General features: G+C 65.9%; 11 protein-coding genes. 5 read left to right on the top strand and 6 right to left on the bottom strand.

Annotated elements, in window-relative coordinates; all coding sequences use genetic code 11:
- Positions 1-2: 2 nt before the first annotated feature.
- Both WDN01_02135 and WDN01_02130 read left to right on the top strand, forming a co-directional pair.
- Complete coding sequence (locus WDN01_02135; protein MEJ0024801.1) at positions 3-3,554, top strand: hypothetical protein; 3,552 nt, start codon at positions 3-5, stop codon at positions 3,552-3,554.
- On the top strand, positions 3,551-16,519 hold the full coding sequence (locus tag WDN01_02130) for a LysM peptidoglycan-binding domain-containing protein (GenBank protein MEJ0024800.1): 12,969 nt from the start codon (positions 3,551-3,553) through the stop codon (positions 16,517-16,519). Before WDN01_02135 ends, WDN01_02130 begins: the two co-directional genes overlap by 4 nt.
- Before the next feature lie 116 nt (positions 16,520-16,635).
- On the opposite strand, the gene WDN01_02125 is transcribed toward WDN01_02130, so the two are convergent.
- Positions 16,636-17,526: an SDR family oxidoreductase gene (locus WDN01_02125; GenBank protein ID MEJ0024799.1), complete on the bottom strand. Its 891-nt coding sequence runs from the start codon at positions 17,524-17,526 to the stop codon at positions 16,636-16,638.
- A 32-nt stretch (positions 17,527-17,558) separates the two neighbouring features.
- On the bottom strand, positions 17,559-18,278 hold the full coding sequence (locus tag WDN01_02120; GenBank protein ID MEJ0024798.1) for an SDR family oxidoreductase: 720 nt from the start codon (positions 18,276-18,278) through the stop codon (positions 17,559-17,561).
- A gap of 93 nt (positions 18,279-18,371) precedes the next feature.
- Here WDN01_02120 and WDN01_02115 point away from each other — a divergent pair, with 93 nt between their 5' ends.
- Both WDN01_02115 and WDN01_02110 read left to right on the top strand, forming a co-directional pair.
- On the top strand, positions 18,372-19,199 hold the full coding sequence (locus WDN01_02115; protein ID MEJ0024797.1) for a helix-turn-helix transcriptional regulator: 828 nt from the start codon (positions 18,372-18,374) through the stop codon (positions 19,197-19,199).
- Between the two features lie 353 nt (positions 19,200-19,552).
- Complete coding sequence (locus WDN01_02110) at positions 19,553-19,762, top strand: hypothetical protein (GenBank protein ID MEJ0024796.1); 210 nt, start codon at positions 19,553-19,555, stop codon at positions 19,760-19,762.
- 16 nt (positions 19,763-19,778) lie between these two features.
- On the opposite strand, the gene WDN01_02105 is transcribed toward WDN01_02110, so the two are convergent.
- Positions 19,779-20,438 (bottom strand): AraC family transcriptional regulator, encoded by a 660-nt coding sequence (locus WDN01_02105; GenBank protein ID MEJ0024795.1) that lies wholly within the window; start codon positions 20,436-20,438, stop codon positions 19,779-19,781.
- A gap of 441 nt (positions 20,439-20,879) precedes the next feature.
- Here WDN01_02105 and WDN01_02100 point away from each other — a divergent pair, with 441 nt between their 5' ends.
- Positions 20,880-23,741 carry a winged helix-turn-helix domain-containing protein gene (locus WDN01_02100; protein MEJ0024794.1) on the top strand — a complete coding sequence of 954 codons (2,862 nt, stop codon included), beginning with the start codon at positions 20,880-20,882 and terminating at the stop codon, positions 23,739-23,741.
- On the opposite strand, the gene WDN01_02095 is transcribed toward WDN01_02100, so the two are convergent.
- From WDN01_02095 to WDN01_02085, 3 genes are read right to left on the bottom strand one after another with little or no spacing between them, the layout of a single operon-like run.
- The gene (locus tag WDN01_02095) at positions 23,738-25,066 is read right to left on the bottom strand and encodes an NAD(P)/FAD-dependent oxidoreductase (protein MEJ0024793.1); all 1,329 of its coding nucleotides are present in this window, start codon (positions 25,064-25,066) and stop codon (positions 23,738-23,740) included. The genes WDN01_02100 and WDN01_02095 overlap by 4 nt on opposite strands.
- A 10-nt stretch (positions 25,067-25,076) precedes the next feature.
- Positions 25,077-26,012, bottom strand: coding sequence for a 3-hydroxyacyl-CoA dehydrogenase NAD-binding domain-containing protein (locus WDN01_02090; GenBank protein MEJ0024792.1), 936 nt, complete (start codon positions 26,010-26,012; stop codon positions 25,077-25,079).
- Between the two features lie 8 nt (positions 26,013-26,020).
- Positions 26,021-26,935, bottom strand: coding sequence for a hypothetical protein (locus tag WDN01_02085; protein ID MEJ0024791.1), 915 nt, complete (start codon positions 26,933-26,935; stop codon positions 26,021-26,023).
- Positions 26,936-26,979: the final 44 nt, after the last annotated feature.

The following is a 26,979-nucleotide window of genomic DNA, read 5'->3' as shown; positions in this document are numbered from 1 at the left end:
CCATGAGCACGCTCACGCGCTTCGCCGCAGGTTCGCAGCTCTTCGTTCCCTCCGATCGCGGCGCCAATCCGGTCACGGCCGGCTATCTGCTGCCGACCGGCGCCGGCGCGCCGGATTCGTTCAGCCTGCAGGACGCGCTCGGCACCTATCCCGGCTGGTTCGTCATGCTGTCCGGCGTTTCCGATGCGGGCATTCCCGCCTTCGTGCAGAGCGCCGAGATCTATCTGACCAATTCGGCCCGCAACGGCGCCCTCGCGGTCTGGTTCACCAATGCCGCAGACGCGGCCGCCGGGCTGACCGGCTGGGTGATGTATGCGCCGCGGCCCGATCTCAAGCTGACCCGCACCGCGCAGATCAATTTCGCCAACTTCTCCATCGTCCTCCAGATCGGCGCGCAAGTGACCGTGAGCGGAGACGGCACGGCGCTGGCCATCACCACCACGGGCACCGCCGCCAACTCGCTGTCGGTCACCCCATTCGGGCAGCGCCAGCCGGTGCAAATCCCGATGACCGTCGCCGCGAGCTTGTCGATCCTTGGCGCGCCCGGGAGCGCGGGCTGCCTGGCCTTCGACCTGACCCTGACGCAGAGCGTGGCCGGCGCGCTCGATCTGGGCTTGCGGTCCTTCACCGCGCCGGTCGGCGGCGGGAATACCAACACCGCGCTCTATCCGCTGTTCGATCTCTCCAGCCTCTCCGCCGGGACGCCGCTCCACGCGGTGATCGATCCCCTGGCGCCGCTCGATCACCAGCGGTCCAGCTTCACTTTCAAGCAGAGCGGCCTGACCTTGCCGTCGGCCTTCCGCAACCCGGTCGGCGCGACGCTCGCGCTCACGGTCGCCGACACGGCCGCGCTGGTGTTCGCCAACCGGTTGACGGCGGTGGACAAGGACGGCAACCCCATCATCCTGCCGACCAACCAGATCCTGTATGTCGTGCCGAGCGGGGATTTCACGCTCAATATGCCGCCGGCCGCGGCCAAGGCGACGGCAACCGCGACGCCGGACCTGACGGCCAACCTGATGTGCGGCCTCTCGGCGGTGGAATATCTCAGCCTGGCCGAGGGCACGACGCTCTCCTTCGTTCCCGACCAGTCGGCTTTCGCGCAGACCCTCAAAGCGGCCTCCACGGATACCAATAGCGGACGGGTATTCGGTCCGCTCACCGCGGCCGGCAGCACCGCCTGGGTGCAGGTCAAGAACCCGCAATCCAGCATCTATTCCGCGCAGCCCAATGGATCGGTGCTGTTCCAGGGCAACCGGGCAATGCTCAGCTTCCTGCCGCTGGATCTGGGGCAGGTGGAGGCGGCCAGCGCGCCCGCCACGCCGCTGCTGCCCTACGCGACGGCGTCGGTCGGCACGGGCCTGACCCGCGAGGATCTGGCGCAGTTCGAAGCACAGGTCTGGTCGCCGCAGCGCCGCAACCTGCTGCAAAAGGCCGTCGATGCCGCCACCGCGAAACCCCGCGCGAAAGTGTTCGCGGGCGGCGGTGCGGTGCCCAATCCGCCTTACGGCACCACGCCGCAAGGGCTGCTGCTGCACTTCGGCCAGGACACGACCGACTGGGCGGAGATGACGCTGGCGGTGTCCGACCCGATCTCGGTCCCGCCGAACCGCGACAGCGGCGTGGTGCTGCAGTCGGTCACGGGCAATCTGCAGTCCGCGCTGCAGACCAACCAGCTGTTCCTGGTCGCGACCGGCGCCGATCTGTTCATGTCGAATGCACAGATGGCGTATCTTCTCAACGAAGAGCGGCTCGGCGAGCTCGCCACCGTGATCCCCGACCCCGACGTGATCGCGCGCCTGAAGACCCTGCTCCCGCCGCCCGACTATTTCGTGCGCTGGCCGAACGAAGCGGCGATGGACGCTGCCTTGAAGGCCGTGCTCACCGATACGCAATACACGGCATGGCAGACGACCATTCGCGCCTATTGCGGAGCGTTCAGCCTGTTCGTGGCGGGGTGGGAATTCAACCTGTCGCCGTGGCGCTGGGTCGACCACAAGACCATCCTGATCTTCAAGTTCTGCTCCAAGCAGCTCACGCAGCTCGTCGAGGATACGAGCCAATGGGCGAACCCGGACGCCTTCAACCCGTCGAAAGCGGCGACCCAGCAGATGCTGGCGACGATCCTTCAGGACGCCGCGGCACGTTATGCGAACGGCGACACGGACTTCGCCTATTTCGTCAACACGGTGATGAACGATCCGAACTGGAACGGCATCCTGGCACTGAACGCGCTGGTGCCCCTTTCGGGATTGCCGCCGCAGATGGAAGGCATCGCGGCCGGCATCGATCCGTCGCAGTTCCAGGCCCATCATATCGGCATCACCGCGACGCCGATCCAGACCGGCGCCGCGGCCTACACCGCCCTGCCCAGCTCGGCCTTCGGCCTGATCCACTACCAGGACGACTCGCCGCTCGTCGGCACCGACCCCTATATGTTCAAGGTCAGCCTGCTGAAGGTGCTGCTGGCGAACTCCGAGATCACCTCGTTTTCGAGCACGATCAAATTGCTGGTCAACCGGCTGTTCGGCGAACCGTGCACGCAGCGTAACGCGCCCGACAACGTGCTTGTGCTGAACGGCACCTACCAGAACACCGGCGGCCTCGGCTCCTACACCTTCGTCACCGCCGGCGCGACCGTCTTTCAGATGACGAGCCAGATCCTCTATCAGGTGCTGATCTCGCAGGCATTCTTCGTGACGCTGACCGACGACGACACCTCGGCCCGGGTCACCTCGCAGTTTCAGATCACCGGATCGCTCTCGTTTCTCGCGCAACCCGGCTTCGATCTGTTCTCCTACGGCCCGGAGCAGGCCGTCATCGGCGCGAACGGGGTCGGCGTGGGCCTTACCTTCAGCAGCCTCGCGATCGACATGGATTTCAACCAGGCGACGCCGAGCTACAAGACGTTCGCCTTCGATGCGGGCACGATCGCGCTCGACGCCAGCGCGAGCCTGACCCGTCTTGCCTCGCTGGTCGCGCATTTCCCGCTCAAGCTGACCGGCCTGATCCAGTCGACCGGCACGGACACGCCGGATTCGCTGGGATACATGCCCGTCGATTCGCCCCTGCAGGGCAGCCAGCTCAACGCGCCGTGGTTCGGGCTTCAGTTCGACATGGATCTCGGCTCGCCCGGCGCGCTGGCGGCGCAGATCGGTTTCACCGCCCGCATCCTGCTGGGCTGGGCGCCGAACCTCACAACGCCCACGCTCTATGTCGGGCTGGGCCTGCCCGGCGTCAGCGGCGGCCAGCGCGCGATCTCACTGGAAGGCGTTCTCAGCCTTGCCTTCGGCGACGTGATGTTCGTCGTGCAGGCGCCGACCTACATCCTCCAATTCAGCAACATCGCGCTGAAGCTCCTGAGCCTGACGTTCCCGCCCAACGGCCAGATCAACATGGTCATGTTCGGCAACCCCAATGCCGAGACCAGCGGCGCGCTGGGCTGGTACGCCGCCTATGTCAAGAACGGCGCCGGCAGCGGCGGCGGCAAGGGGAAATTGCAGCAGCCGTCCCGCCTTTTCCTGACCGATCGACCGGAAGGAAAGCCAGAATGACGCTCCAGGAGTTGCTCGCCGCGCTCTACGCCGACGGTTATCTGAGCAAGGACAACACCAGCCTCGACCTGCCGGCCGACAACCAGCTCGGCTCGGCGCCGCTCAGCGCCCTGCTCGGCAACACGGTGCTGTTTCCATTGCCGCAACTGGTCATCGCGATCGGCCAGTTCAGCACCACCGACACCGCGATCGTCATGGCCGGTACCATCGCGAAGGCCAGCACGATCGTGCGCGTGTTCTCCGACACCGCCGTCAAGGCCACCTTCACCGTCGATGGGCAAGGCGTGGCGCAGCTCGACGTCGCGGTCGGCCTGCCCGACGGCACCGTCCTGACGAGCGCTTTCCCCTGCTTCGACACCGACCCGGTGAACGCCGTGGGCGTCCAGGCCTTCACGGCCGCCGTGCTCGACGTGGCGTCGGCCGACGCCGGTCCCACCATGGCCTTCAGCGGCATCCCGGTGCCCGATCCCTCCATCGCCGGACTGTGGAAGACAAATCCCGGCACGCTCGCGGGACCGATCACGGGCTGGAGTGCGCCGGATACGACGCCGCCGGTCTTCGCGTTCGAAGCGCCGTCGCAGACGGCGACGATCCAGGCCGGCCTTCTGCCGCTGGAGATCCAATACGCGCTGGCGTCGGACGCCACCGCGGGCGGCTCCGGAGCGGTCAACGGAGTCGTCCCAATCAACGGTCTGGGCACGGGCGCCATACCGCTGGCGATGGCGCTGCCGGTGGCGACGCCTTTCAGCCCGACATTCGAGACCGACGGCTATTCCGCCGCGCTCACCGACCTGTCGCAGCTGGCGCCGCTGTTCCTCGGTCAGCAATTGGCCAACCTGGTGCCCAGCCGCTTCCCGATCGGCAACCTGTTCGACCTGACCTCGGTCCGCGTGGGCGTGGCCGCCAACGGCACCAAGACCGCCTTCACCGAGATCACGGTGTCGGCGCGGCCGACCATCCCGCTGCTGCCGCTCAATCTGGCCGACCTGAGCGGCATAGCCGTGACGTTCAACTTCAATCTGCCCGACCAGTTCCTCGTCGTATTCCAGGGCACATTCGAGCTGAACGGCAGATCGTCCCTCGGATGCACCACGACCTTCACGCTGCCGGGCGCGATCGTGCAGGCCTACAACGCCGCCACCTTCGACGTCTCGGAGCTGATCACCATCATCCCCGGCGTCCCCCAGCTGCCGCAAACCGGGCTCACGGTCGAGACCTTGAGCCTGACGCTGTCGCCCTACGACATGACCTATCAGTTCAACGGCGCCGTCAGCGCGTCGAGCGGCTGGTCGATCTCGCTGGTGCCGGGGCTGACGCTCCTGTCGCTCGAGAATCTCTATCTCGGCCTCTCGCAGAGCTCATCGCTGTCGTCGGTCAGCATCGGCGCCGACGTGGTCTTCCTGGACCTGCCGCTCAGCATCACCGCGGTGACCACGTCGGGAAGCAGCGGCTGGATCTTCAGCGGCATGCTGAACGCGCAATCGGTCAGCCTGACCACCATCGTCCAGAAGCTTCTGCCGTTCCCGTGCCAGGCCTTGCCGCAGATCGATCTGCTGGCGCTGGCCTGCACCTTCGATTCCTCGCAGAACACCTACGCGCTGGCAGCCAAGGCGCAATGGGCGATGGACATCCTGCCCGTCACCATCACCGCCGATTTCAGCCTGCAATCGCAGCGCGCCGCCGCCAACGGTCCGGTGACCTATTCGGGTTCGGTGATCGGCACGCTCGACATCAACAACCTCGTCCTTCAGGTCTCCTACGTCTTCAGCCCGACGACGACGGACATCACCTTCTCCTACCGGCAGCTCTCGATCACCTATCACAAGGATCCCGCCGATCCCTACGTGGCGATCAGTCTGGACAACAGCACGATCGGCGACCTGTTCATCTTCCTGCTGTCCTTCGCCGAGCCCGGGAAAGCCATCAGCCTCTCCTCGCCCTGGGACGCCCTGCAGAAGATCGCGCTCCCCAACCTGACCGTGAAGGTCCACCTCAATACCAAGGCGATCGAGGTGGACATGGGCGTCTCGATCAACCTCGGCTTCATCGATATCGAGAACTTCAAGCTCGTCTACACGCGCCAATACGGCAACGCGAAGTTCAGCCTTCAGCTCACCGGCAATTTCCTCGGCCAGGACTACGGCAAGAACGGCGCCGCGCCGCTGACCTGGGATCCGCTCAACGAGGCGCCGCCCGTGGTGCCGGGCGCCGGCACGCAGCTCTTCGATCTCGAATATCTCGGCCTCGGCCAGCACATGACGCTGCGCGGCGAGATGCCCGCCACCATGAACGGGGTCATCACCGCGCTCGAGAAGGCGATGGTCCCGGTCGGCAATCCGACGCAGAACCCGGCCACCCAATTGCCGGGCCTGACCTACGACGCGAGCAGCTCCTGGCTGATCGGCACGCGCTTCACCGCGATGTCGACGGTCAGTCTGAGCGTGATCTTCAACGATCCCAATCTATACGGCCTGCTGATCAAATTGTCCGGCGAGAAGGCCGGCATCTTCGCCGGCCTGCAATTCGAGATCCTGTACCGCAAGGTCGCAGACAATCTCGGCGTCTACCACATCGAGCTGACCCTGCCCGATGCGATGCGGCATCTCGAATTCGGCGAGGTGTCGATCACGCTGCCGATCGTGACGCTCGACATCTACACCAACGGCAATTTCAAGGTCGACGTCGGCTTCCCGCCGAGCCTGACCGATTTCTCGCGTTCGTTCTCCGTGCAGGTGTTCCCGTTCATCGGCTATGGCGGCTTCTACTTCGCGGTGCTCGACGGGCAGACCTCCACCTCGGTCCCGGTCATCACGAATGGCAGCTTCAGCCCGGTGCTGGAGCTGGGCTTCGCCCTGCAGGTCGGCGTCGGCAAGACCATCTCGATCGGCATCATGTCGGGCGGGATCAGCATCACCGTCGGCGGCATGCTGCAGGGTGTGCTCGCCTGGTACAATCCGTCCCAGCAGAACCTGCCGTCGGAACGTTTCTTCCACATGACCGGCACGGTCGCCGTGGTGGGCATCGTCTATGCCACGGTCGATTTCGGCATCATCCAGGCCAGCGTCAGCCTGACCGTCTACGCCTCGATCACGCTGGACGCCGAAAGCTACAAGGCCGTGCTGCTCTCGATCAGCGCCGGCGTGAGCGTGCGCGTGAGCATCAAGATCCTGTTCGTGCGCATCTCCTTCAGTTTCAGCGCGACGATCACCGAGAGCTTCACCATCGGATCGGATCAAACGACGCCGTGGATCGTGGACAGTACCGGCCGGTCGCCGGCCCTGGGCAGCAATCGCTATCGCCGGCGCCGCCCGGCGACGCTGCTGCGCCACCCGGCCTATTCCCGCCTGCGCGCGCGCCCGCCGCGCGCCCTGGCCAAGCGCGGCCGCCTTCTGCGCCGGCAGAAGAAGCTCGGCGCGGGTATCGCCGCAGCGCAGACCGTCATCCCGGTCACCGCCATTCCGTTGATCTCGCAGGCGCTCGCGAGCGATTTCGGATTTCCCGGAGCTCCGGCCATGAGCGGCGCCGATGCGCCGGTGCTGGCGCTGCTGATGGGCATCCCGACCTCCAGCGATCCGGCTTACGGCGCCAATGTGCTCATGGGCTTCCTGCTCGAATGGGTGGTCGACGCGCTTGGCCATTCCCATCCCTCCGTGTCGGCGGCGCTGCTGTCCGAAGTGGAAGATGCGCTGAAGCAGCCCGGCGTGGCGGATTCGGTGTTCTCCTACGCGGCGCTGCAATCGCTGTTCACCGCGAACAACCTCGTCTTCACCGTCTCGCCGCGTCCCGTGACCGACAGCGACGGCGAGATTCCGGCGGCGATCCTGGCGATGCCGCCCGAAATCCAGATGAGCGTGCCCGGCTATTCGATCCAGTTCTGGAACAACCGCCGGCCCGTCGGCGACTACGAGGCGCAGATCCAGAGTTATTTCGCGGCGCTGGCCGCGCAATTCGCCGCCCGCAACACCGGCGGCGCCAGGGCGGCGGCGGACGTCGTCAACGACACGCTGGGCGTCTTCATCTTCCGCTACTACTTCCTGATGCTCTGCCAGAATCTCGTCCAGACCGCGACGACGCTTCTGGGCGATTACACGCTCGATCTGTCGCAGACCGACGTCGCCACCGCGACGCTGACCAGCGTCGCCAACCGCTTCAACAACGACTACACCGCCCGCGGCGGCGACACGCTTGCTGGCATTGCGGGCCTGTTCGGGCTCACGGCGGCCGAGCTCGCCGCCGCCAATCCGCAGTATCAAGACCGGGAGCCCACCGCCGGGCAGATCGTTTTCATCCCGGCGACCGGCGTGGTCTACACCACCATCGCCGGCGACACCCTGGCCGGCCTCGCCGCGTGCTTCGGGCTCAGCGCGGCCGAGATCCAACAGGCCAACCCGTCGATCGATTTCGACCAGCTGCAGCCCGGCACGAAGCTCAACATCCCCGGGATGCGCGTGCTGCACGACGTGGTGGCGGGCGAGACGGGGCTGTCGATCGCGCAGGCCTATGGCGTGTCGCTGTCACAGCTCGAAGCGGCCAATCCGACCGTTTCGTTCCAGGACTTGCAGCCGGGCACCGTGCTGCTGGTCCCCTTGTCGCTCAGCATCGAAGGCGTGGCGGTCGCCAACCAGGCCGACAGCACCATCCTTCAGCCCGGCACGGCGCTTTCGCTCGGCGACATCGCGCTGACGGCACAGGGCAGCGACTCGCTCTCCGGCCTCGCGAGCCAGTTCGGCGTGTCGCTGCTCGCCCTGATGACCGCGAACGGCGAGAGCGAGACCCTGCTCAATGCCGGGCAGGCGATCCCGCTGGGGACGCTGTCCACCGCGACCCGCGACGGCGATTCCTTCCAGGGCCTTCTCGCCTATTGGTACGGCCAGGCGATCCCGATCGATCCCGATGCCTTCGACAAGGCCAATCCGGGGCTGGTGCTGGCGACCGGACAAACCTTGTCGCTTCCCGTCGTGGGCCAGCCCAATACCAGCATCACCACCGCGGCCGGCGCGACCGTCGCAAGCATCGCCGCGCAATATCCCGACGTCACGCTATCGTCTCTGCTGGCCAACAATCCGCTCGTCACGCTGGTCGCCGGCCAGGCCGTGAGCCTGCCCGACGTTTCGCCGCTGACCAGCGCGAGCTATCTCTTCACCTACACCGCGAAAGCCGGCGACACGCTCACCGCGATCGCGCAGCTCTATTTTGCGCCGGGCGATGCGACGCAGGCGGCCGCGGTCCAGAGCCTGCAGCAATGGAATGGCGGCCTGGATCCCGCCAAGCCGCTGACCGCCGGCACCTGGATCACGGTCCCCTATATCAGCTCGCTCGCCAACCTGACCCGTCAGTACGGCGTCACGCTGGCGCAACTGGCGGCGCTGCCGGCCGCGGTCTGGAGCCAGTCCTCGCTGCTGGCGCCCCGCGCCCCGCTGACCGTTCCGTCCGTGAGCCATGTCGTCGCGAACGGAGAGAGCCTCAGCCAGATCGCCCAGGACTATGATCTGTCGGTCGAGCAGCTTGCCGACCGCGTCGCGCTCGCCGCCAACCTATTCGCCGGCACGGGCGTACAGCTCACGATCAACGCCATTCCGGGCATGAACTTCGACGCCCTGATCGATGCGATGGCCGTTTCGGGCAACTTCACCAACGCCCTCAACATGACCTCGCGCTTCATGTTGAGCGGCCTGCGCCTGCCGGCGCCGCAATTCGAAGGCGAGCCCGCGCCCCCGCCGCCGCCGGCCGCCTATCCGATGTACGCGCTGACCGGGCAGGAATTTCCGCTCGGCCTGCCATTGCCGGACGGCTATGGCTTCACGCTCACCACCAACGGCACGCCGGCATGGCTGTCGCTGCAAGGCGCGAGCCTGGTCATGCCGCTCGACGCCGCGGAGATCGCGCGGATCACCGACTTCTCGACCTTGACGCTGGACAACGGTGTCACCGCGATCCTGCCGGTACCGATCTATGCCTACAGCCCGGACCGCCAGCCGCCATCGGCGCTGATCCCGTGGAATTCGCCCGACCTGCCGGCCGGCCTGGTGCCGCAGGGCCAGAAAGTGGCCAAGGCGGTCTTCTGGTCGATCCCCAATGCCATGAACGATGCGCTGGCCGCCAGCCCGACCGGCCAGCTGCCCTATCAGGCCGCGGCCGGAACCACGCAGTCGGACGGTTCGGTGACGTATTCCGTCCTGTCGGCGACGCGCTACGCCACCGTCATCGATATCGACATCCAGATCCCGCAGACCGCCGCGCAAGGCACCTATCTCGTGCTCGGCGCGGACCAGGACGGCACGGCGCGGCTGCTGGCCCTGTGGAGCTATCTGCAGGCGAACGGCGCCGGAGCCACGCTCTACATCGCCTATCCCGATCAATCCTCCACCAATTCGTCGGGCATCGTCGTATCGGATGCGCTCGATCGTTCGGAGACGTTCCTGATCAAGACCAATCTCTCCACCGAGAGCCACGGTCCCCAGCTGGTCAGCTCCGCCGGTCTCGCCGTCGCGCTGCGCACCGCCAGCCTGACGGAATCGCCGATCGCGACGCTCGCGCCGGCGGATGCGCTCGATTTCCTTCAGATGCTGTGGGAAGTGAGCGTGGTCAAGACCGGCGGGTACTATCTCAACTACGCCAAAGCCGATCATACGCTGGGCCTGCCCGGCACTCTGTTCTCCGTCGGCCAGCAGGCCACGATCCAGATCGTCTGCGTGCTGGACGCGCAAGCCGCGGGCGATGCGGTCGCGCTCGCGTTCAACAACGCGATGCTGGTCGGCGACGCGGTCGACGCGGGCGCCTACGATCTCGCCTTCCAGGCCGTCACCCACACCGTCGCCGGCGGCGATACGCTGGCGTCCATCGCCGGCGCCTATGCCTATCTCGGCCTGAATGCGTCGGATCTCGCGGTGATCAACCAGACGATCATGGGCACGATGATCCCGGGGACGCAGGCGGCCGGCCAGACCGTGCTGCCCAGCGACACCTTCGCCGCGCTGGCGACCCGCGCGGGCCTCACGCCGGCGGCGCTCGGGACGCAGATCGCCAACCAGACGGGCCTGCTGCAACCGAACGGCCTGCTCCAGCTCGCCGGCACGCCGGCGCAGGTCGTGGCGGTGAACGACACGCTGGCCTCGATCTCGCAGCTTTACGACTTCCTCGATCCGCAGTCGCTGGCCGCGCTCAACGCGACGGCGGCCGGCCTGCTGGCCGCGGGCGCCATAATGATCGTCCCCGGCCAGGCGGACTACACCATCCAGGCGGGCGATACCTTCGCCAGCATCGCCCGCAGCCATTCGGTCGACCTGTCGGTGTTGGCGCTGGCCAATGCGGACGGCGCGATCCTCGCCGCCGGCGCCTCCATCCTCATCGGCGACAACATGCTGCTCTTGGGCGCCAACCTGCCGTCCGGCAATATCGGCTTCGCCGTCACCCGCGCCGATCCGCAGGCCCCCGATCCCGGCAGCGAGACGCCGCAGCAGGCGCTGGGCACGCTGTTCAACCTGCTCGGATTCCAGCTCGCGCAGACCGCGGCTTACACCGCGAGCAATGAAGGCCTGCCGGCCGGCCCCACCACGCCGCCGGACGCGGCGGCCGGCACGCCCTGGGACTATCAGCAGATCTTCTCGCTGGTGGCCTTCGCCACAAGGAACGACGCCGTCGATTGCGCGGGGCTGCCGCCGCCCTCCGCCAATCCCTATGCCGGCATCGGCATCGGTTCGGGCGCCACGATCGACCTCGCGCTGCAGGACGTGCTGGGCAACCGCACGGTCAATTCCGTGCTCAATCCCCTGCAGCAGTTCGTCGGCTACACCGATTCGATCATGGCACTGACCTCCTGGCCGTCCGCGACGCTGTCCTATCGCTTCGCGGCCGCCGCCGGCGGCAACCTCCATGTCGCGATGAGCCTGGCCATGGGCCAGTATCTGCCCGACGACGCGGCGCTCGACATGCCGGCCGGCGTTCCCAATCCGGGCAACCCGACCGCCGCCGCCCTGCGCGCCGGCAAGGCCGCGCTTCAGTACCAGACGGCGTCCTATCAATTGCAGCAGGAGGACGTCACCTGCAGCCTGGGGACGTCGCTCGGCCCGATCGCCGCGCCGGACACCGTCGGCGTGCTCGCCCGGCAATACCTCCTGGGCACGGCCAACTCGGCCTATGTCTATCTGACGAGCCTCGGCAATATCTATCCGGACGTGGCGCAGCTCGGCCCCGGCACGCCGTTCCTCAACCTGCAGCAGTTGAGCGATCCGGCCAGCGGCTTTGCCGTGCCGCCCGCAAGCCTCGGCAGGATCAACGGCAATGCACGCGCCGATCTCCTGTGGGGCCAGGGCACGGCGCTCACTGTGCCCTATGACTACCTCACCGCGTCGGCCGATACGGCGCAGTCCATCGTCGGCCGCGCGCGCATCAAGATCGGCGTGCCGCAGCTCGCCGCGCAGAACGGCAGCGTGCCGCTCGCCGGCGGCGTGTCGGTCGCCACGGCGGCCCGCATCTACACCGTGTCCGACACCAGCAGCCTGTCCCTGTCGGCGATCGCGCAGCAGGTCGGCGCGCAGATCCCCGACGGCACGGGGGGCGTCCCGGGTCTTGCAACCAGCAACGCCGCGGTGCCGCTGACGGCAGGCCTGACGCTGACCTACGACACCGTCAGCCTCGTCGTGACCGCCGGCCAGAGCCTGACCGACGCCGCGGGCGCCTTTGCCAAGGCCACCGGCGATCCGGTCACCGTGACGGATGCCGCGATGGCGAACCAATATCTCGACGGCCTCTTCCCGGCCGGCACCGAGCTCACGGTCGCCAGCGTGCTGACGGTCGTGACCGATACGCTGGATTCGCTTGCCGCCGATTTCGGTCCGCCCGCCGGCCAGACCGGCACGCCTGCGCAGCAAATGCTGCTCGGCAACGCCGAAGTCCCGGGCCTCTGGCCGATCAGCACGCCGCTGTTCATCGCCACCGAGCCCCAGCCCATCGCGCTCGGCGACACCCTGGGCAATCTCGCGCTGGCCAATGGCGCGACCGTCGCAGCCATCCTGGAGAGCAATCCGGGCCTTGCCTTCGTAGACGCCGCGGCGCTGGCCATTCCTTATGTCGCCGATGTCGCCGGCCTGAGCGCCGCGCTCTATGCGATCCAGGCCGCCAACACGCTGGGCGGCATCGCCGGCAAATTCCCCGGCCTCAGCGTCGCCGCCCTGTGCAACACCAACGCCGACATCGCCGGCCCGTTCAACGGAACGCCGATCGCGCTGAACGGCAAGACGACCACGCCGGGCCCGGCCTCGACCATTGCCGGCGTCGCGGGGGCGCTCGGACTGAGCATCGACGATTTCGCCGCCCAGGCCGCGAACATCACCGGCATCCTCCAGCCCCGCGCGGCGCTCGTCACGACGCCGATGGCGACCACCGGCAGCCAGACATTGGGCGCCGTCGCCGCGCAATACGGCTACGACGCCGGTACTTTCGCCGCCGCCAATGCCACGCTTCCGAACCTGCTGCCTGCGGGCGGCAGCGTGACGGTCGGCGGCACGCCCTACACCGTCTATCCGAAGGACACGTTCGGGCTCCTGACCGCGCGCATCAATGCCGAGCGCGACGGCACGCCGCTGTCGGTCTCGGACGTCGGCGCTGCGGCCGCGGCGCTCGTCCTGCAGGCGCGCACCGTGCTGGCGCCGCCCTTGACGCTCGCCCTCGACGCCGATGTCACGCCGGCCAACGCCACGGCCATCCTCGACCTCGGCGTGACCCTGACGGTGAGCCGCGATCCCGATTGCGTCGCCACCGGCTTCCTCAACGCGCCGCAGGTGGTGTCCAGCCGCACCGCCGTGGCGGCACAGCCTTTCGCGGTCGCGGCCGGTTCCGATACGCAATCGCTCACCCAATTCGCCGCCGATTTCGAGGCGGCTTTCCCCGGCCTCAAGCTGGCGACCGGTCCGAGCCAGGTTCAGGGCGCAAGCGTGCTGAACACGCCTTCGTTGAAGGCCGCGGTCTCCGGCAGCGGCGGCAGCGCGTCCGGCGGCGGCACCAAGACCTTGTGGGTCGTCAATTTCAGCGGCCAGGGCGCCAGCTTCGCGTATCGGATCGAGCCGCAGCTGCGCTACTTCGCCATTCCGCCGCTGTCGACCCAGGCCTGGGACGGCAACCGCATCGCGGTGCCGAGCTATGACGGCGCATCCGGCCTGACCTGGCCGCCGGGCCAGACCTCGGACTTCCGCTCGGCCGACCCCGATCAGTGGAATCAGACCTTCCTCGCGGCTATCGATCTCATGCTGTCGCCGGCCTATGCGGTGCCCGGCGCGACCGACGACACGATCACCGCCTCGCTGGCCGCCATCATCGGCGCCAAGTCCGGAATCGCCACCGGACAGGCGAACATGATGCGCTCCATCGTGCAGGGCGACGACGACGGCCTGACGGACGCAGTCGACGCGATGGAGCAGCAATTGCTGATCACGCTCTCCAGCGCCTATAGCGTGCAGACACTGGTGCAGACCGACGTCGTGGTGACCGGTAGCGGCGCGAGCGGCGATCCGGCCGCCCAGCCGCGGCTTTCCGGAAAGCTGGTCGCCGGAACGATCGTCACGCCCGACGACGGCGCACAACCGGTGGGCTGGGTCGATCCCGGCCATCCCTTCGCGCCGCTGGCGGCCGTGGCGGGGGTCTCGCAGGTCTACCTGGCCAATGTCATCGCCGGCATGCCGAGCATCGTCCGGCCGGACCTCACCGCGAGCGCCGGCGGGAAATCCTCCACCACGCTGTCGAGCGACACGGTCTCGACACTGGCGGACAAGCTGGGCACGACGGTGAGCGCGCTGGCGACGACCATGACCTTGGCCGCGGGCGACAACGCCCTCTTCCTGGGCGCCACCGCCATCAACGTCACCCCCTTCCAGGTTCCCGCGGACCTCGCCACGATCACGCTCGCGGCGGGCTGGATGGACAGCGACATCCCGGGCCTGCTGTCCGCCAATGCCGAGCGCACGGACTTCTTCGCGCCCGGCTCCACGGTGACACTCGGAACGTCGTCTTACGCACCGACCTCGACCGACACCTTGATGGAAATCGCCGGCCATTTCGGCGGCATGGACGACTTCGCCAGGCAGATCGCCGCGGTCGACGCCGGCAGCGAACCGGGCGGCTACAGCCTGAACACCGCCGATCCTCCGCACGGGCTGCAGGTCGTGCCGCAGCTGGGCTTCACCACGGCCAAGGCGCCGCTCTCCTCGACGGAGTCGCGCCTAACCAGCCTGTTCAGCGTCAAGGACCCCGCGATCCAGAAATCGGCGATCCTGTCGCTCGACTACCAGGTCAACCAGATCGAGTTCGACATCCATTCCGTGGCCGGCGTGCAGGGCTATCAAAGCTCGTCCTGGCTGTCCTTCATCATCGCGCTGGAGAACGGCGGCACCACCGACGGCGCTGTCGGTATCGCGCAGATTCCGATTCCGCTGCGCGGCTACCCCAGCCCGGCGCTCATCGCGAGCCAGAGCGCGACGCCGCCGGAGCCGGGCGGCGATCCGACGAAGACCCTGGCGCAGTGGAATTACGACTTCACCGTCAGCCGGCAGTTCGCCGCGCAGGACGAGCTGACCCTCTCGATCCTGTTCAACCAGAACAGCACGAACGGCACTGCCGCGCCCGCCACCGCGAAATACGCGGCGGTGATCCAGGCGCTGGCGGCGTTCTCGTCGGTCTGGCCGGCGATTTCCAACGATCTGACCCAGGTGCCGGACATCCAGAACGGGCAAGCCACCAAGGCAGCGCAGAACGCCGTGAGTGCGCTGGCGCAGCTCGCACAACTCGTCGAACAGGCATGGGCGACGATCCGGACCAACGCCCTGGCGGCCGGGCTGCCGCCGCGCACCTACAATTACCGGATGTCGCTGCTGTCCCAGGGCACGCCGCCCTACTACACCAGCGTCATTCTCGAGCGGCCGGATCAGACGATCGATTTCGCCACGCCGCCGGACGATTTCCTGTTCCAGTACGAGGCGACCGACGCCGACCTTGCCGCGCTCAACGGCAAGACCGTGCCGTCCGGCCTGGCGGCGCTGTTCGCCGCCAACGGCTTCGCTCTGAGCCAGGAGACCAACCTCACGCTCAAGAATCCCGCGGCGCCCGCGACGAACACCGACTGGATGCTGTTCGACGAGGCGGCGAGCCAGGCGCTCGACAATACGGTGGTCGCGCCGCAGACCTATCGCCTGCTGCAGCAGAATACCGACAAGGCGCCCTATGCCATTCAGATCTGGCGGCAGCTTCTCTGGCCCGCCCTGCAATATGCCGGCAAGTGGCTGAACGGCCTCCAGATGGGGACGAGCCTGGCGTTCGACCTGCCCGACGAGGCCGCGTATCTGACATCGCCGCTGGCGCTCGATTTCGCCTATTACCGGCTGAACGCGCTCCTGCTGCAGGATGCCTGGGGCAGCTCCTATGTTTCGCGCAACGCCAACCTGCTTCAGGGCCAGACGATCAACACGGACTTCATCTATCAGACGCCGCCCGTCTCATTCCCCACCCAGATCACGCCGCTGATCGTCCGAAGCACTCCCGAGCCGATGACCGGCCGGACCGACCAGACGCTGGCCGAGGCGTTGTCGGAGTTCTTCGAAACGCTCGTCGCGGCGCAGAACGCGGTGCTGCCCGGCACCACGCGCAATATGCGGATCGGCGTGTCCTACTGGCAATCGGCGGACGGCATCAGCGACCCCACGCAGACGCCGCTGTCCTTCCGCAATCCGCTGGTGCTGCTGCCCGTCTATGCCTTCGATGTCAGCACCGACTGGCAATTGACCGGCAACGGTTTCTGCGAGCAGCTGGCTGCGACGATCCAAGCGAACGCGGCGGCGATGGGCGTGGTTGCGTCGTCGCCGGCGCTATGGGTGATGGATGTGCTCGTCTACAGCTACGCCGATCCGGCCCTCCAGCCGCCACCGACACCGCAAGCCTTGCTGAACCTTCAGAATCTGACGCAGGACATCGACAGCTAGAGAAGTACGCACGTGACGCCCCATCGACGCCCGCGGCGAGGCGCTCGGCGCGATCGCGGACGGCTCGCCTCCGCCTGCCGGTGTCGGCGGACTATCGCCGGCACCGGCACGGCCTTTCAGCCCGCGAAATAGTTCGGCTGGCCGATATCGGCGATGAGGCCGATCTCCTTGGGCTTCCATCCCAGCCGCTGCTGCGTCAAGGCGCTGGACGCCGGCATGTCGAGACCGGCGAACATCGCGAGCGGACCGTAATAGTCGCCGGCTTCTTCCGGCTTTATCGAGACCGCAGGCACGTTCAGCGCACGGCCGATCACCTCGATGATCTGGCGCATGGGCACGCCCTCTTCGCCGACGGCATGATAGATTCCGTCCGCCGCGCCTTTCTCCAGCGCAAGCCGGTAAACGGGGGCGACATCCAGCCTGTGCGCCGCAGACCAACGATGGTGGCCGTCGCCGACATAGGCGGCAGACCCTTTCCGGCGCGCGCCTTCGAGCAGATAGGTGATCAGGCCGGCCTTGCCGGCTTCACCGTGCACCTGCGGCAGGCGTACCGCCATCGCGCGCACGCCGCGCGATGCATAAGCCAGACCGGCCTCTTCCGACACCCGCGGAGAATACGCGCTGGCGTCGCGCCGCATGTCTTCGGTGACCACCACGCCCGGCGCGATCAGGGCCGTTCCCGAGGTGACGATGAAGGGCTTGTTCGTGCCCGCCAGCACATCGCCCATCGCCTCGATGGCACGCTTGTCGATCTGTCCGTTCTCCGCGAATTTCGAGAAATCGTGGATGAAGGCAAGATGGATGACGCCGTCGGCATCCTTTGCGCCGCTCTTGAGGCTTTCTATATCCTCAAGCGAGCCGCGGTGAACCTCTGCACCCATTTTCCTGATGGCTTCGGCATTCGCGTCGGAGCGGGCGAGACCCACCACCTTGTGGCCGTTGGCGATCAGTTCCTTGGTCGTGGCGGTGCCGATGAATCCGGCGGCGCCGGTCATGAATACGCGCATGTGAACTCTCCTTGTCGTTGTCGCACGAGCGATCAGTTGGCGATCGCGATGCCGCCTTCGATCTTGAGGACTTGTCCGGTCATGAAGGTGTTGCGCATGCAGGTGAGATAGGCTTCCGCGGCTTCGGCCGGCGTGCCGGGACGTTGGATCAACTGTCTCTGCGACAGCGCCATCAGCATTTCGCGGCGGCCGGCGCCAAAGCGGTCGAACAATTCGGTTTCGATCAGGCCCGGGCACACGCAATTCACACGCACGGGCGCCAGGTCGAGCGCTAGGCCGCGCGTCAGACCTTCCGCGGCCATGGCGCTTGCCGTCACGATGGGCATGCCCTTGAGCGGCCGATGCGCGAGCATGCCGTTGGTGAGGGTGAAGGACCCGCCGGGCGGCAGATGAATCGCGCCGTGTTTGGCGACCGCCACCACGCCCCAGAACCGCGTGTTGAACCGCTGCGCCGCCAGCTTCAGATCGAGATCGCCAAGCATGCCGGGACTGAGGCCGTCGGTGTCGCCTGCGGTGAACGCGATATGGTCGAAGCCGGTATGGTCCTTGAAGAACGCCGCGATGTTCGCTTCCTCACTGACATCGAGGACGGCGGATGCTCCGCCGATGCGCTTCGCCGCTTCGGCGATCTTCTCGGCCCGGCGCGAGGCGATCATCACCTTCGCGCCCTCGGCCGCCGCGCCCTGCGCGATGCCAAATCCGATGCCGGAGCCGCCGCCGATCACCAGCACGCGTTGGTCTTTCAGTGTCATCGCGGATCGCCTTTTCGAATTGCCCGGAGGGTTCTCAACCTATACGCTATGCTGGTAAAGTAGTGACATTATACCGGTAAGATCGCTAACAGGATGTCCGCCGCAAACGGCAATTTACTTGGGACGTATCTGAAGGACCGCCGCGCGAAACTCGATCCGGCGTCGTTCGGCCTTCCGTTGACGCGGCGGCGAACGCCGGGGCTTCGGCGCGAAGAAGTGGCGCAACGCGCCAATGTCAGCGCCACCTGGTACACGTGGCTGGAGCAAGGACGCGGCGGCGCGCCGTCCGCCGATGTGCTGGACCGCATCTCGCGCGCCATGATGCTGACGGACGCCGAGCGCGAGCATCTGTTTCTGCTCGGTTTGGGCCGCCCGCCCGAAGTCCGCTATCGCGCGCCCGACGGTATCACGCCGCGCCTGCAGCGCGTGCTCGATACACTGGAATACAGTCCGGCTTTCATTCGCACCGCCACATGGGATGTGATCGCGTGGAATAGAGCCGCTGCCGCGGTGTTGATCGACTACGGCATGCTGGCGGAAGGGCAACGCAATGTGCTGCGCATGATGTTCCAGGACCCGCGGATTCGCGCGGCGCAGTCCAACTGGCTAGGCGTTGCGCGGTTTGTCGTGGCATCGTTCCGCGCCGATGTGGCGCGCGCGGGTGCTGCGCGGAACGTGCAATCGCTTGTCGATGAATTGTGCGCGACAAGTCCCGAATTCGCGGCGATGTGGCGTGACAACGATGTTCTGGCGCATGGCGATGGCGTAAAAGTCCTGCATCATCCCATCGCCGGGCCGCTTTCGATGGAGTTTTCGGCCTTTGCCGTCGATGGCCGGTCCGATCTCAACATGGTGATCTACAACCCCGCGACGTCGGCGGACGCGGACAGGATCAGGACATTGCTCAAGTCGCAGTCCTAGCCGCGGTGGAGAGGCGGCTTAGGACCTAGTAAGCATCGCCTGTGCCGTGCTCGCTGGAAGGTCGGGCTTGCGCTGAAGCGCCTATTCATCGCTTCCGGCGGACAGAATGCGCCGCAGGATCGCCGACCGCTTGAGCGATTTGCACGCGATTTGCCGATGCTTGCCCAAAGAGTCCGATCTCCACCCAACTCGTGTCGCTGCGGTAGAAATTCTTCCGCGATCGTGAAAGCGGGTCCGCCGCCACCGGCCTATATGCCTGTGCGACGGCTACGGGTGCGGAGGGTCGGTTCGTGCCGTCTTGATAATGCAAACGGTAGAACGATGGGCGCGCGAAACGCGTCAAGGTAACAAAGATGATCTTCCGCCTGCTCTTCGCCATCTTGCTGGTCTGGCTGTTTGTGCCGCACGAGCCTGATCTCGGTTTCGGTCGCCCCGGTTTTACAAAGGTCCAGTTCGCGGCCAAGGTTCTGCAATCGCTGTATCCGGCTGTCGCCCACGATGCGGCTGACCGCAAGCAGACGCGAGACATCGCGGCGTCTCGTATCCCGAGACGGTGCCGGTGACGGAATACGCTTGACGCTAGTGCGCCGATAGTCCTTCCGCGGCCTGAAGCGCTTTTGGGCGATTCGCCGAGCCGGCATAGGGATTGCCGCGGCCAGCGGCGTCGAAGCAGACGCTTCGCTCGCGGCGCCAGAGGGCCGGTGTGACGCCGACCTGGCGACGAAAGCGCGTGGTAAGATGCGCCTGATCGGAAAAACCGACGGCCAGCGCGATTTGGCTCAATGGCGCGTCCATCTGCAACATGATTTCTTGCGCGCGTTTGATGCGACGGCTCATGAGGTACGCATGCGGGCCGACACCGAAGGATGTGCGAAACGCGCGCTGGAAATGGCGCGGCCCGAGTCGCACGACGGCAGCAAGTTCGCGCACGCTGATGTGCTTTGCGAGATTCGCCTCGATGTAGGCCTCGACCCGTTTTGCGCGCCAGGCAACCAGTCCGCCGGCCGTGGAATATCTGGCGTTCCCGTCAACTCCGGGCAGTTCCAGGCCGTCAAGCATGGCGGAGCGGGCACGCGAGAAATAGCCCTTGGCGACGGCGGGGTTCGTGTGAAGCGCTTCAAGGCCGGCATTCAGCAATTCAACGACCAATTGTTTCGATACGGTCCCTTCCGTGCCCCAGGGCGGGCGCGGCGCCATAACATCCGTCGCCCGGGTTTCCAATGCGGCTGGTGCAGACATTTTTCGCTCCGGTCTTTCGTCGACGGACTATTTCGCGGTGTCCACGATGGGCCGCGTCTGCCAAAAGCTCACGTTATTGCATGTTAAGCACAGTTAAATTCGCGGCCTCGTTGAGTTCGGCGGGGACGGGACGATATCTCGGCGGCCGACCGGCTCCCCCCAGAACCGACGAATTGTCAATTCCGACCGGAATGCGTTTCAAATCCGGTCGATTCGTTTTGCACATGGAGGCTGTCTGATGAATTATCAGGTCGTCGGGCGCGATGGCGCATCGCATGCGTCGTCGCACAAGGCAATTTCGGGCAATCTGAGCAACGTCGCTTCATATTCCGGTCTCTCCGGCGGCAAGCGTTTGACGTTGTCGTTCCGGCGAAACAATTGGGTTGCCCGACCGGAAAACGGGACTAGACTGACCATTTGTGATCACGGTCGGTGTCAGCAATGCGTCGCCAGCACAATCGCGACACCCGCGAAGCCATATCGATCGGCGCCTTCCAGCTCTTTCCGTTTGAACGCATTCTGAAGAAGGACGGCGAGTCCATAAAGCTCGGCAGCCGCGCGTTCGATATCCTCCTTGCGCTCGCGGACAGCCCTGGGGAAACCATCGGCCACACGGAATTGATCGCGAAGGTATGGCCGAACGTTTTCGTGGAAGACGTCAGCCTTCGTGTCCATGTGGCGGCGCTTCGCAAAGCCCTCGAGGAACGAGACAAAGGCGCGACTTATATTACCAGCGTCCCCGGACGAGGCTATCGGCTCGGCGCGCCGACGTCGCGAACGACGATTGCCAGAGTGGCGGACGCCGATCGCGTATTGCAGGCCTCGTATCCTTTGCCCCAGCCCCTGGCGGACATGGTCGGCAGAAACCAGGAGGTTCGCGCGATATGCGAAAAAGTGCTGGCTCGCAGATTCGTGACGATCGTCGGTCCCGGCGGCGTGGGCAAGACCACGGTGGCCCTTTCGGTCGCGCACGCCCTTCTGGAGGAGTTTGCCGGCGCCGTTTGTTTCGTCGGACTTGGCCCGGTCGGGGATCCCCGTCTGCTCGCCAATTCGATCACATCCGCATTCGGCCTGCCGGTGCAGGCCAAGGACACGATTCCCGACCTCGTGGCCTATCTGAGCGGCAAACGTGTTCTGCTCATCCTGGACAGTTGCGAGCACTTGATCGCCGAGGCTGCGATCGTCGCGCAGCGTCTCTTCGGTGCGGGGCATGAACTCTACGTGCTCGCGACCAGCCGGGAGGCGCTGCGAGTCGAAGGCGAGCACATCCATATCTTGCCCTCGCTCATCAGCCCGCCGGCGGATGCACAGCTCACCGCGGCCGAAGCTCTGACCTATCCTTCCACGCAGCTCTTCACCAATCGCATGGCGAGCGACGGCGCGGGCGACGTCAATCTGAGCGACGAAGACGCGCAGCTTGTCGGCGCAATGTGCCGCAAGCTTGGCGGAAACGCGTTGGCGATCGAGTTGGCGGCGGGACGCGTCGGCACGTTCGGCATCAGGGATACGGCAGCGCTGCTCGACAGCCAGTTCGCGTTGCTCTGGCCCGGGCGGCGAACCGCGCCGCCCCGGCACCAGACTCTGTACGCCACGCTCGATTGGAGCCACAACCTGCTCTCCGAGACCGAACGTGTGATGCTTCGCCGCCTGTCGGTCTTTCCGGGAACCTTCACGCTCGATGCCGCCCAGCATCTCGTTCGCAGCGATGTGGGCGAAGCCGCGGGGCTCGATGCCATCTTCGGTCTTCTCTCGAAATCTCTCGCGTCGATCGATACCTCCGGTGCCGTCACCCGCTATCGCCTCCTCGATACGACCCGCGCCTATGCGAGGACGAAGCTCGAAGAAGCCGGCGAGTTGAACGCGATCCAGCGTCAAAATGCGCTGTATTTTCGCGAATTGCTCCGCGCGACGGCCGCAAACGCCATCGCTCCGGGCAAACCCGAGGCCTCGCTGTCCGACATCGACGATATTCGCGCGGCCCTGAGATGGGCATTTGGCCCCGATGGCGATGCGCTCATCGGCGTGGATGTCGCCGCATATTCGGCTCCCATCTGGCTGAGCCGGGCGCTCCTTGCCGAATGTCACGAATGGCTGGACAAGGCGATGGCGGCAACGGTCGACACCGGCGATACCGCCGTGCAGCAACGGTTGCGCATACAGCTCGCGTCGGCGGCAGCCGAACTCTTCATCCATGGATTCTCGGAGAAGACGATCGAGGCCTGGGGCGGGACGCTCGAGCGAGCGCGGGCGCTGGGCGATTTTCCTGCCCAGTTTCAGTCCTATCTCGCGCTGTGGGCCGGCGAAATACGCGCGGCGCAGTATGCCGAGGCCCTGAAGACCGCGGAGAAATGCGCGGCGCTCGCGCAGGAAGTCTCCGATGCCGACGGCTTGGCGATGAGCGCGTGGATGCTGGGCCATTCGATGCATCACGCCGCACGCTTCAACGAGACCCGGGCCCATCTTCAACGGTATTTCGGCCTTGAGAAGAAGGCGGCGCGTCTCGCGAGCGTCAAAGCTACGGGTTTCGACCGCCATGTCGACGCGCTCTGCGTCATGTCCAACACGCTGTGGATCCTCGGCCAGCCGGCTCAGGCCACGACATGGGCGGCGCGCGCGGTCGCCGAAGCGCAATCCTCCGGCCTTGCGATTCCCGTCGGTCTGGCGATGTCGTGGTCGGTTCTGAACGCGCATTTGTCCGAACCCAATGTCGACCTGGTCGAGCGCGACGCCGTCGATCTGCTGGAGCAGAGCCGGCCTCATTCGATCGACAGCGACAGCGGATTCGCGCTCTGCGTCATGGGACTGTGCCAGGCCCGGCGCGGCCAGTTCGACGCGGGCGTGCCGCTGGTTACGGAAGGACTCCGCCTGCTGGCCAATGCCCGCATGGAGGCGTTCAGCGTCCTGGTTCTCGCCCATTTCTGCGAGCACGCGCTCGATGCGGGGCGTCTCGACGATGCCCTGTTCTGGATGAACCAGCTCGAAAGCAAGGACAAGAGCTACGAAAATTGGTGTTCCACGGAGGTCCTTCGCGTTCGCGGTCTGCTTGCGAACGCGCGCGGCAATCCCGCCGAGGCGGAAGACTGCATGCACAAGGCACTCGAACTGGCGCGCCGGCAGGATGCGATGTCGTGGGAACTCCGCGCGGCGAACAGTTTGAGCAGGCTGTTGAACGAGCGACACGGCCCCGGCAAAGCGCTGAAAACTCTGGAACCGGTATATGCGCGATTTGTCGAGGGCCGCGAGAGCGCGGATTTGATACGGGCCAAGGCCTTTATGGACGAATTAAAAGCCGCATCGCGTTAGCTCTCGGCGGGGCCGGCGCTCGCCACCGGCGGCCGTTTCTCGATGACGCGTTCATTCGTGATCAGGCGCGCGCCGCGCTCGAATGTCAGATAGGTCCAGAGCCAGTCGAGAATCGCGACAAGCCGATTGCGAAATCCGATGAGGAAATAAATATGCGCCAGCGACCAGAAGAGCCAGGCGGGAAATCCGGTCAATTTCACCCGTCCAAAATCGATCACCGCCGCGTTCCGCCCGATCGTGGCGAGATTGCCGAGATTGGCGTAGACGAACGGCTTCGGCCGACGGCGTCCGCGGACGGTCGCCGCGATGACGCCCGCGACATATGCCCCCTGCTGCTTCGCCGCAGCGGCCAGCCCCGGGACCGCCGCACCGTTGGGATTCTTTATGCTCGCCGTATCGCCGATCACGAAAACATTCTCGTGCCCCGGTACCGACAGTGCCGCGCCGACGATCGCCCGTCCCGCCCGGTCGGCAGTCACACCGAGCCACCGCGCCGCCGGCGAGGCCGCGACGCCCGCCGCCCAGACGATCGTCCGGGCCGCCAGGCGCTCGCCGCCGATGACCGCGCCGTCTGCGTCGCATGTCGTGACCGGCTGTCCGAGCCGGACGGTCACGCCCAATCTTTCCAGCCGTTCTCTTGCGTCCGTCGAAAGCTCCCGGGGAAACATCGGCAGCAGGCGATCGCCGGCCTCGACCAGAACGACCTGCGCATCCGCGGGATCGATTTTCCGAAAATCCTTCCGCATGGCGCGCCGGGCGATCTCGACGATCTTGCCGGCCAGTTCGACGCCGGTCGGCCCTCCGCCGATCACGACGAATGTCAGAAGCGCGCGTCTGGCATCCGCGTCGCCGTTCCGTTCCGCCTTCTCGAAGGCCAGGAGAATGCGGCCGCGGATGTCTATCGCGTCTTCGATGGATTTCAGCCCGGGCGCGAACGCTTCCCAATCCTCGTGTCCGAAATAGGAATGCCGCGCGCCGGTGGCGAGGACCAGGAAGTCGAACCCGATGCGCCCGTCGGACAAAATGACCTCCCGTCGATCCAAGTCGACGCCGACAACCTCGCCCAGCAAGACGTTTGCGTTTTGCTGATGCCGGAGGACCGCGCGTATCGGCGCCGCGATCTGTGCCGGCGAAAGTCCCGCGGTCGCAACCTGATACAGCAGGGGCTGGAAGAGATGATGGTTGCGACGATCGATCAGCGTGACGTGAACCGCGGCGCGCGCCAGCGCCTTGGCCGCGGCCATTCCGCCGAATCCACCGCCGACGATTACCGCCCGCGGCAGCGAACCGGCCGGCGCGGAAACCCCTTGGTCGGCTACCGTCATGTCCACCGCATCATCCTCGCGACGCGCGAAGCTCGAGCAGACCGAGAAGGATTTCGTCGCGTTCCGCCGCCAGGTCGGCAATCGTGCGCGTGCCCACCTCGGCATGAAGACCCTCGATGAGTTTCGCCTGCAATTCGGGCGTAAGCTGCGGCGAACCCAGGACCTTCCACCACGCCGTGATCGGGCCGGTGAACTGGTGGAAGAAATGCTCGATCCCGCCATCGCCACCGCCCAGGTGATTGAGCAGCACTTGCCCCATGATGCCCCAACGCAATCCCGGCCCCCAGCACAGAGCGGTATCGACGTCGGCGACGCTGACGACATCCTCGGCGACGAGATGATAGACCTCTCGCGCCAGCGCGGCCTGCAGGCGGTTCGCGACATGGCCGGGCACTTCCTTGCGCAGGCGCACGGCACGCTTGCCCAGCGCCGTATAGAATTCGATGGCGCGATCGATCGTTTCCTTGGAGGTGCGCGTGCCGCCGACGATCTCGACAAGCGGAACCAGATGGGGTGGATTGAAGGGGTGCCCGATGACGCACCGTTCGGGATGACGGCCGCATCCGGCCTGGATTTCGCTCATTGTCAGGCCGGACGAACTCGACGCGATGATGACGTCCGGCGGCAGAAGCTCGTCGAGCTGTCCGTACAGCGTTCTCTTGAAGTCGATCTTTTCCGGCCCGTTCTCCTGGACGAAATCGGCGGTTTCGACCGCGCTCGCGAGCGCCGCCGTGAATTTCAGATTGTCCCGCGACGCGTTCTGCGAAAGCCCTAGTCGTTCCAGCGCCGGCCAAGCGGCGTCGACGAAGTGCCGCAGATTTGCCTCGGCGTTCGGCGCCACATCCGTCGCGACGACCTTAAGGCCTTTGGACAGGAAAAGAGCCGCCCAGCTCGCGCCGATGACACCCGTCCCGATGATTGCAACCTGCCGAATGGGTCTGTCCATCGTCATGTTCACGTCTCCCTGTTTGCCAAATCGACATAGGCGATACCGCTGAGATTGCCCTGCGCGTACCGCAACACGCGCGGCGCCGATCCGTCGAGACGTGCCGCGTATACGGATCCGCCGAGATCGGTCATGAACATCCTGCCGCCGGGGATATCGAGTGCGATGCCGATGCCCTCCATCAGATGCGTGAAGATGACTTCGGCGGTCCGTTGCCCGGCCGCCGCATCGACCGAAACGCGATTGACGGTGTTGCCGCGCGGTGGGTCTCCGCGGTCCGTCCAATAAAGCAGCCGTGTCCTTTCATCGAGCTCGAGGTCGATGGGCTCGGGAAGATCGTCGAGCCAGATTTCGATGTCCGGCCGGTTGGTCGCCGTGCTGCCCGCCGGCATCTGGATACCGGCGCGAAAGATGCGGCCCACGCCGCCATTGTCCGGTCCCTTTTGCGTCCAGTAGATATGACCGCGCGCGTGATCCAGCGTGATACCCACGCACCATTTCGTCTGATCGCGGCTATCGCTATCGCCCTGCCCGGCCTGGACCAGCGTCTCGACCGCGCTGCCGTCGAGATTGGCGCGCATCACGCGCATGCCTTCCCGGTCGCACCAGTAGAGCTTGCCGTTCGCGCGATCGAGATGGATTTGCTTCGGCGTATGCGTTCCGCCCACGGGGACGATGATCGTCCTGTTCTTGCCGTCGAAATCGGCCCGCTCGATCGAGCCGTCGTTCAGATTCGGCACGCCCATATTGGTCCAATAGATGTGGCCGGCCTTCGCATCGATCGCGATCCCGTCCGGGAGCTTGCAGTCCGCGACGACGACCCCGCCGTTCGAGCCATCCGCTTTCATCGAATGGATGCGGCCGCCGCTCAGTTCCAGGACGAAAAGGTATCCGTTCGAGTCCGTTCCCTGCTTTTCGGTCACCTTCATCTCCCAAATCTCGCTTGATGTCTTTCAGCTGCGCCGTG

The organism is Rhizomicrobium sp. (genome assembly GCA_037200985.1).
In the GTDB taxonomy this organism is placed as follows: Bacteria; Pseudomonadota; Alphaproteobacteria; order Micropepsales; family Micropepsaceae; genus Rhizomicrobium.
Note: the sequence above shows the minus strand (reverse complement) of the source record. Positions and strands in the feature narration are given on the sequence as shown.

What these genes read in the sequence shown, in the direction of transcription:
- WDN01_02135 (MEJ0024801.1), top strand. Translation starts at nt 3, where the DNA reads ATGAGCACGCTCACGCGCTTCGCCGCAGGTTCGCAGCTCTTCGTTCCC.
- WDN01_02130 (MEJ0024800.1), top strand. Translation starts at nt 3,551, where the DNA reads ATGACGCTCCAGGAGTTGCTCGCCGCGCTCTACGCCGACGGTTATCTG.
- WDN01_02125 (MEJ0024799.1), bottom strand. Translation starts at nt 17,526, where the DNA reads ATGCGCGTATTCATGACCGGCGCCGCCGGATTCATCGGCACCGCCACG.
- WDN01_02120 (MEJ0024798.1), bottom strand. Translation starts at nt 18,278, where the DNA reads ATGACACTGAAAGACCAACGCGTGCTGGTGATCGGCGGCGGCTCCGGC.
- WDN01_02115 (MEJ0024797.1), top strand. Translation starts at nt 18,372, where the DNA reads ATGTCCGCCGCAAACGGCAATTTACTTGGGACGTATCTGAAGGACCGC.
- WDN01_02110 (MEJ0024796.1), top strand. Translation starts at nt 19,553, where the DNA reads ATGATCTTCCGCCTGCTCTTCGCCATCTTGCTGGTCTGGCTGTTTGTG.
- WDN01_02105 (MEJ0024795.1), bottom strand. Translation starts at nt 20,438, where the DNA reads ATGTCTGCACCAGCCGCATTGGAAACCCGGGCGACGGATGTTATGGCG.
- WDN01_02100 (MEJ0024794.1), top strand. Translation starts at nt 20,880, where the DNA reads ATGCGTCGCCAGCACAATCGCGACACCCGCGAAGCCATATCGATCGGC.
- WDN01_02095 (MEJ0024793.1), bottom strand. Translation starts at nt 25,066, where the DNA reads ATGACGGTAGCCGACCAAGGGGTTTCCGCGCCGGCCGGTTCGCTGCCG.
- WDN01_02090 (MEJ0024792.1), bottom strand. Translation starts at nt 26,012, where the DNA reads ATGGACAGACCCATTCGGCAGGTTGCAATCATCGGGACGGGTGTCATC.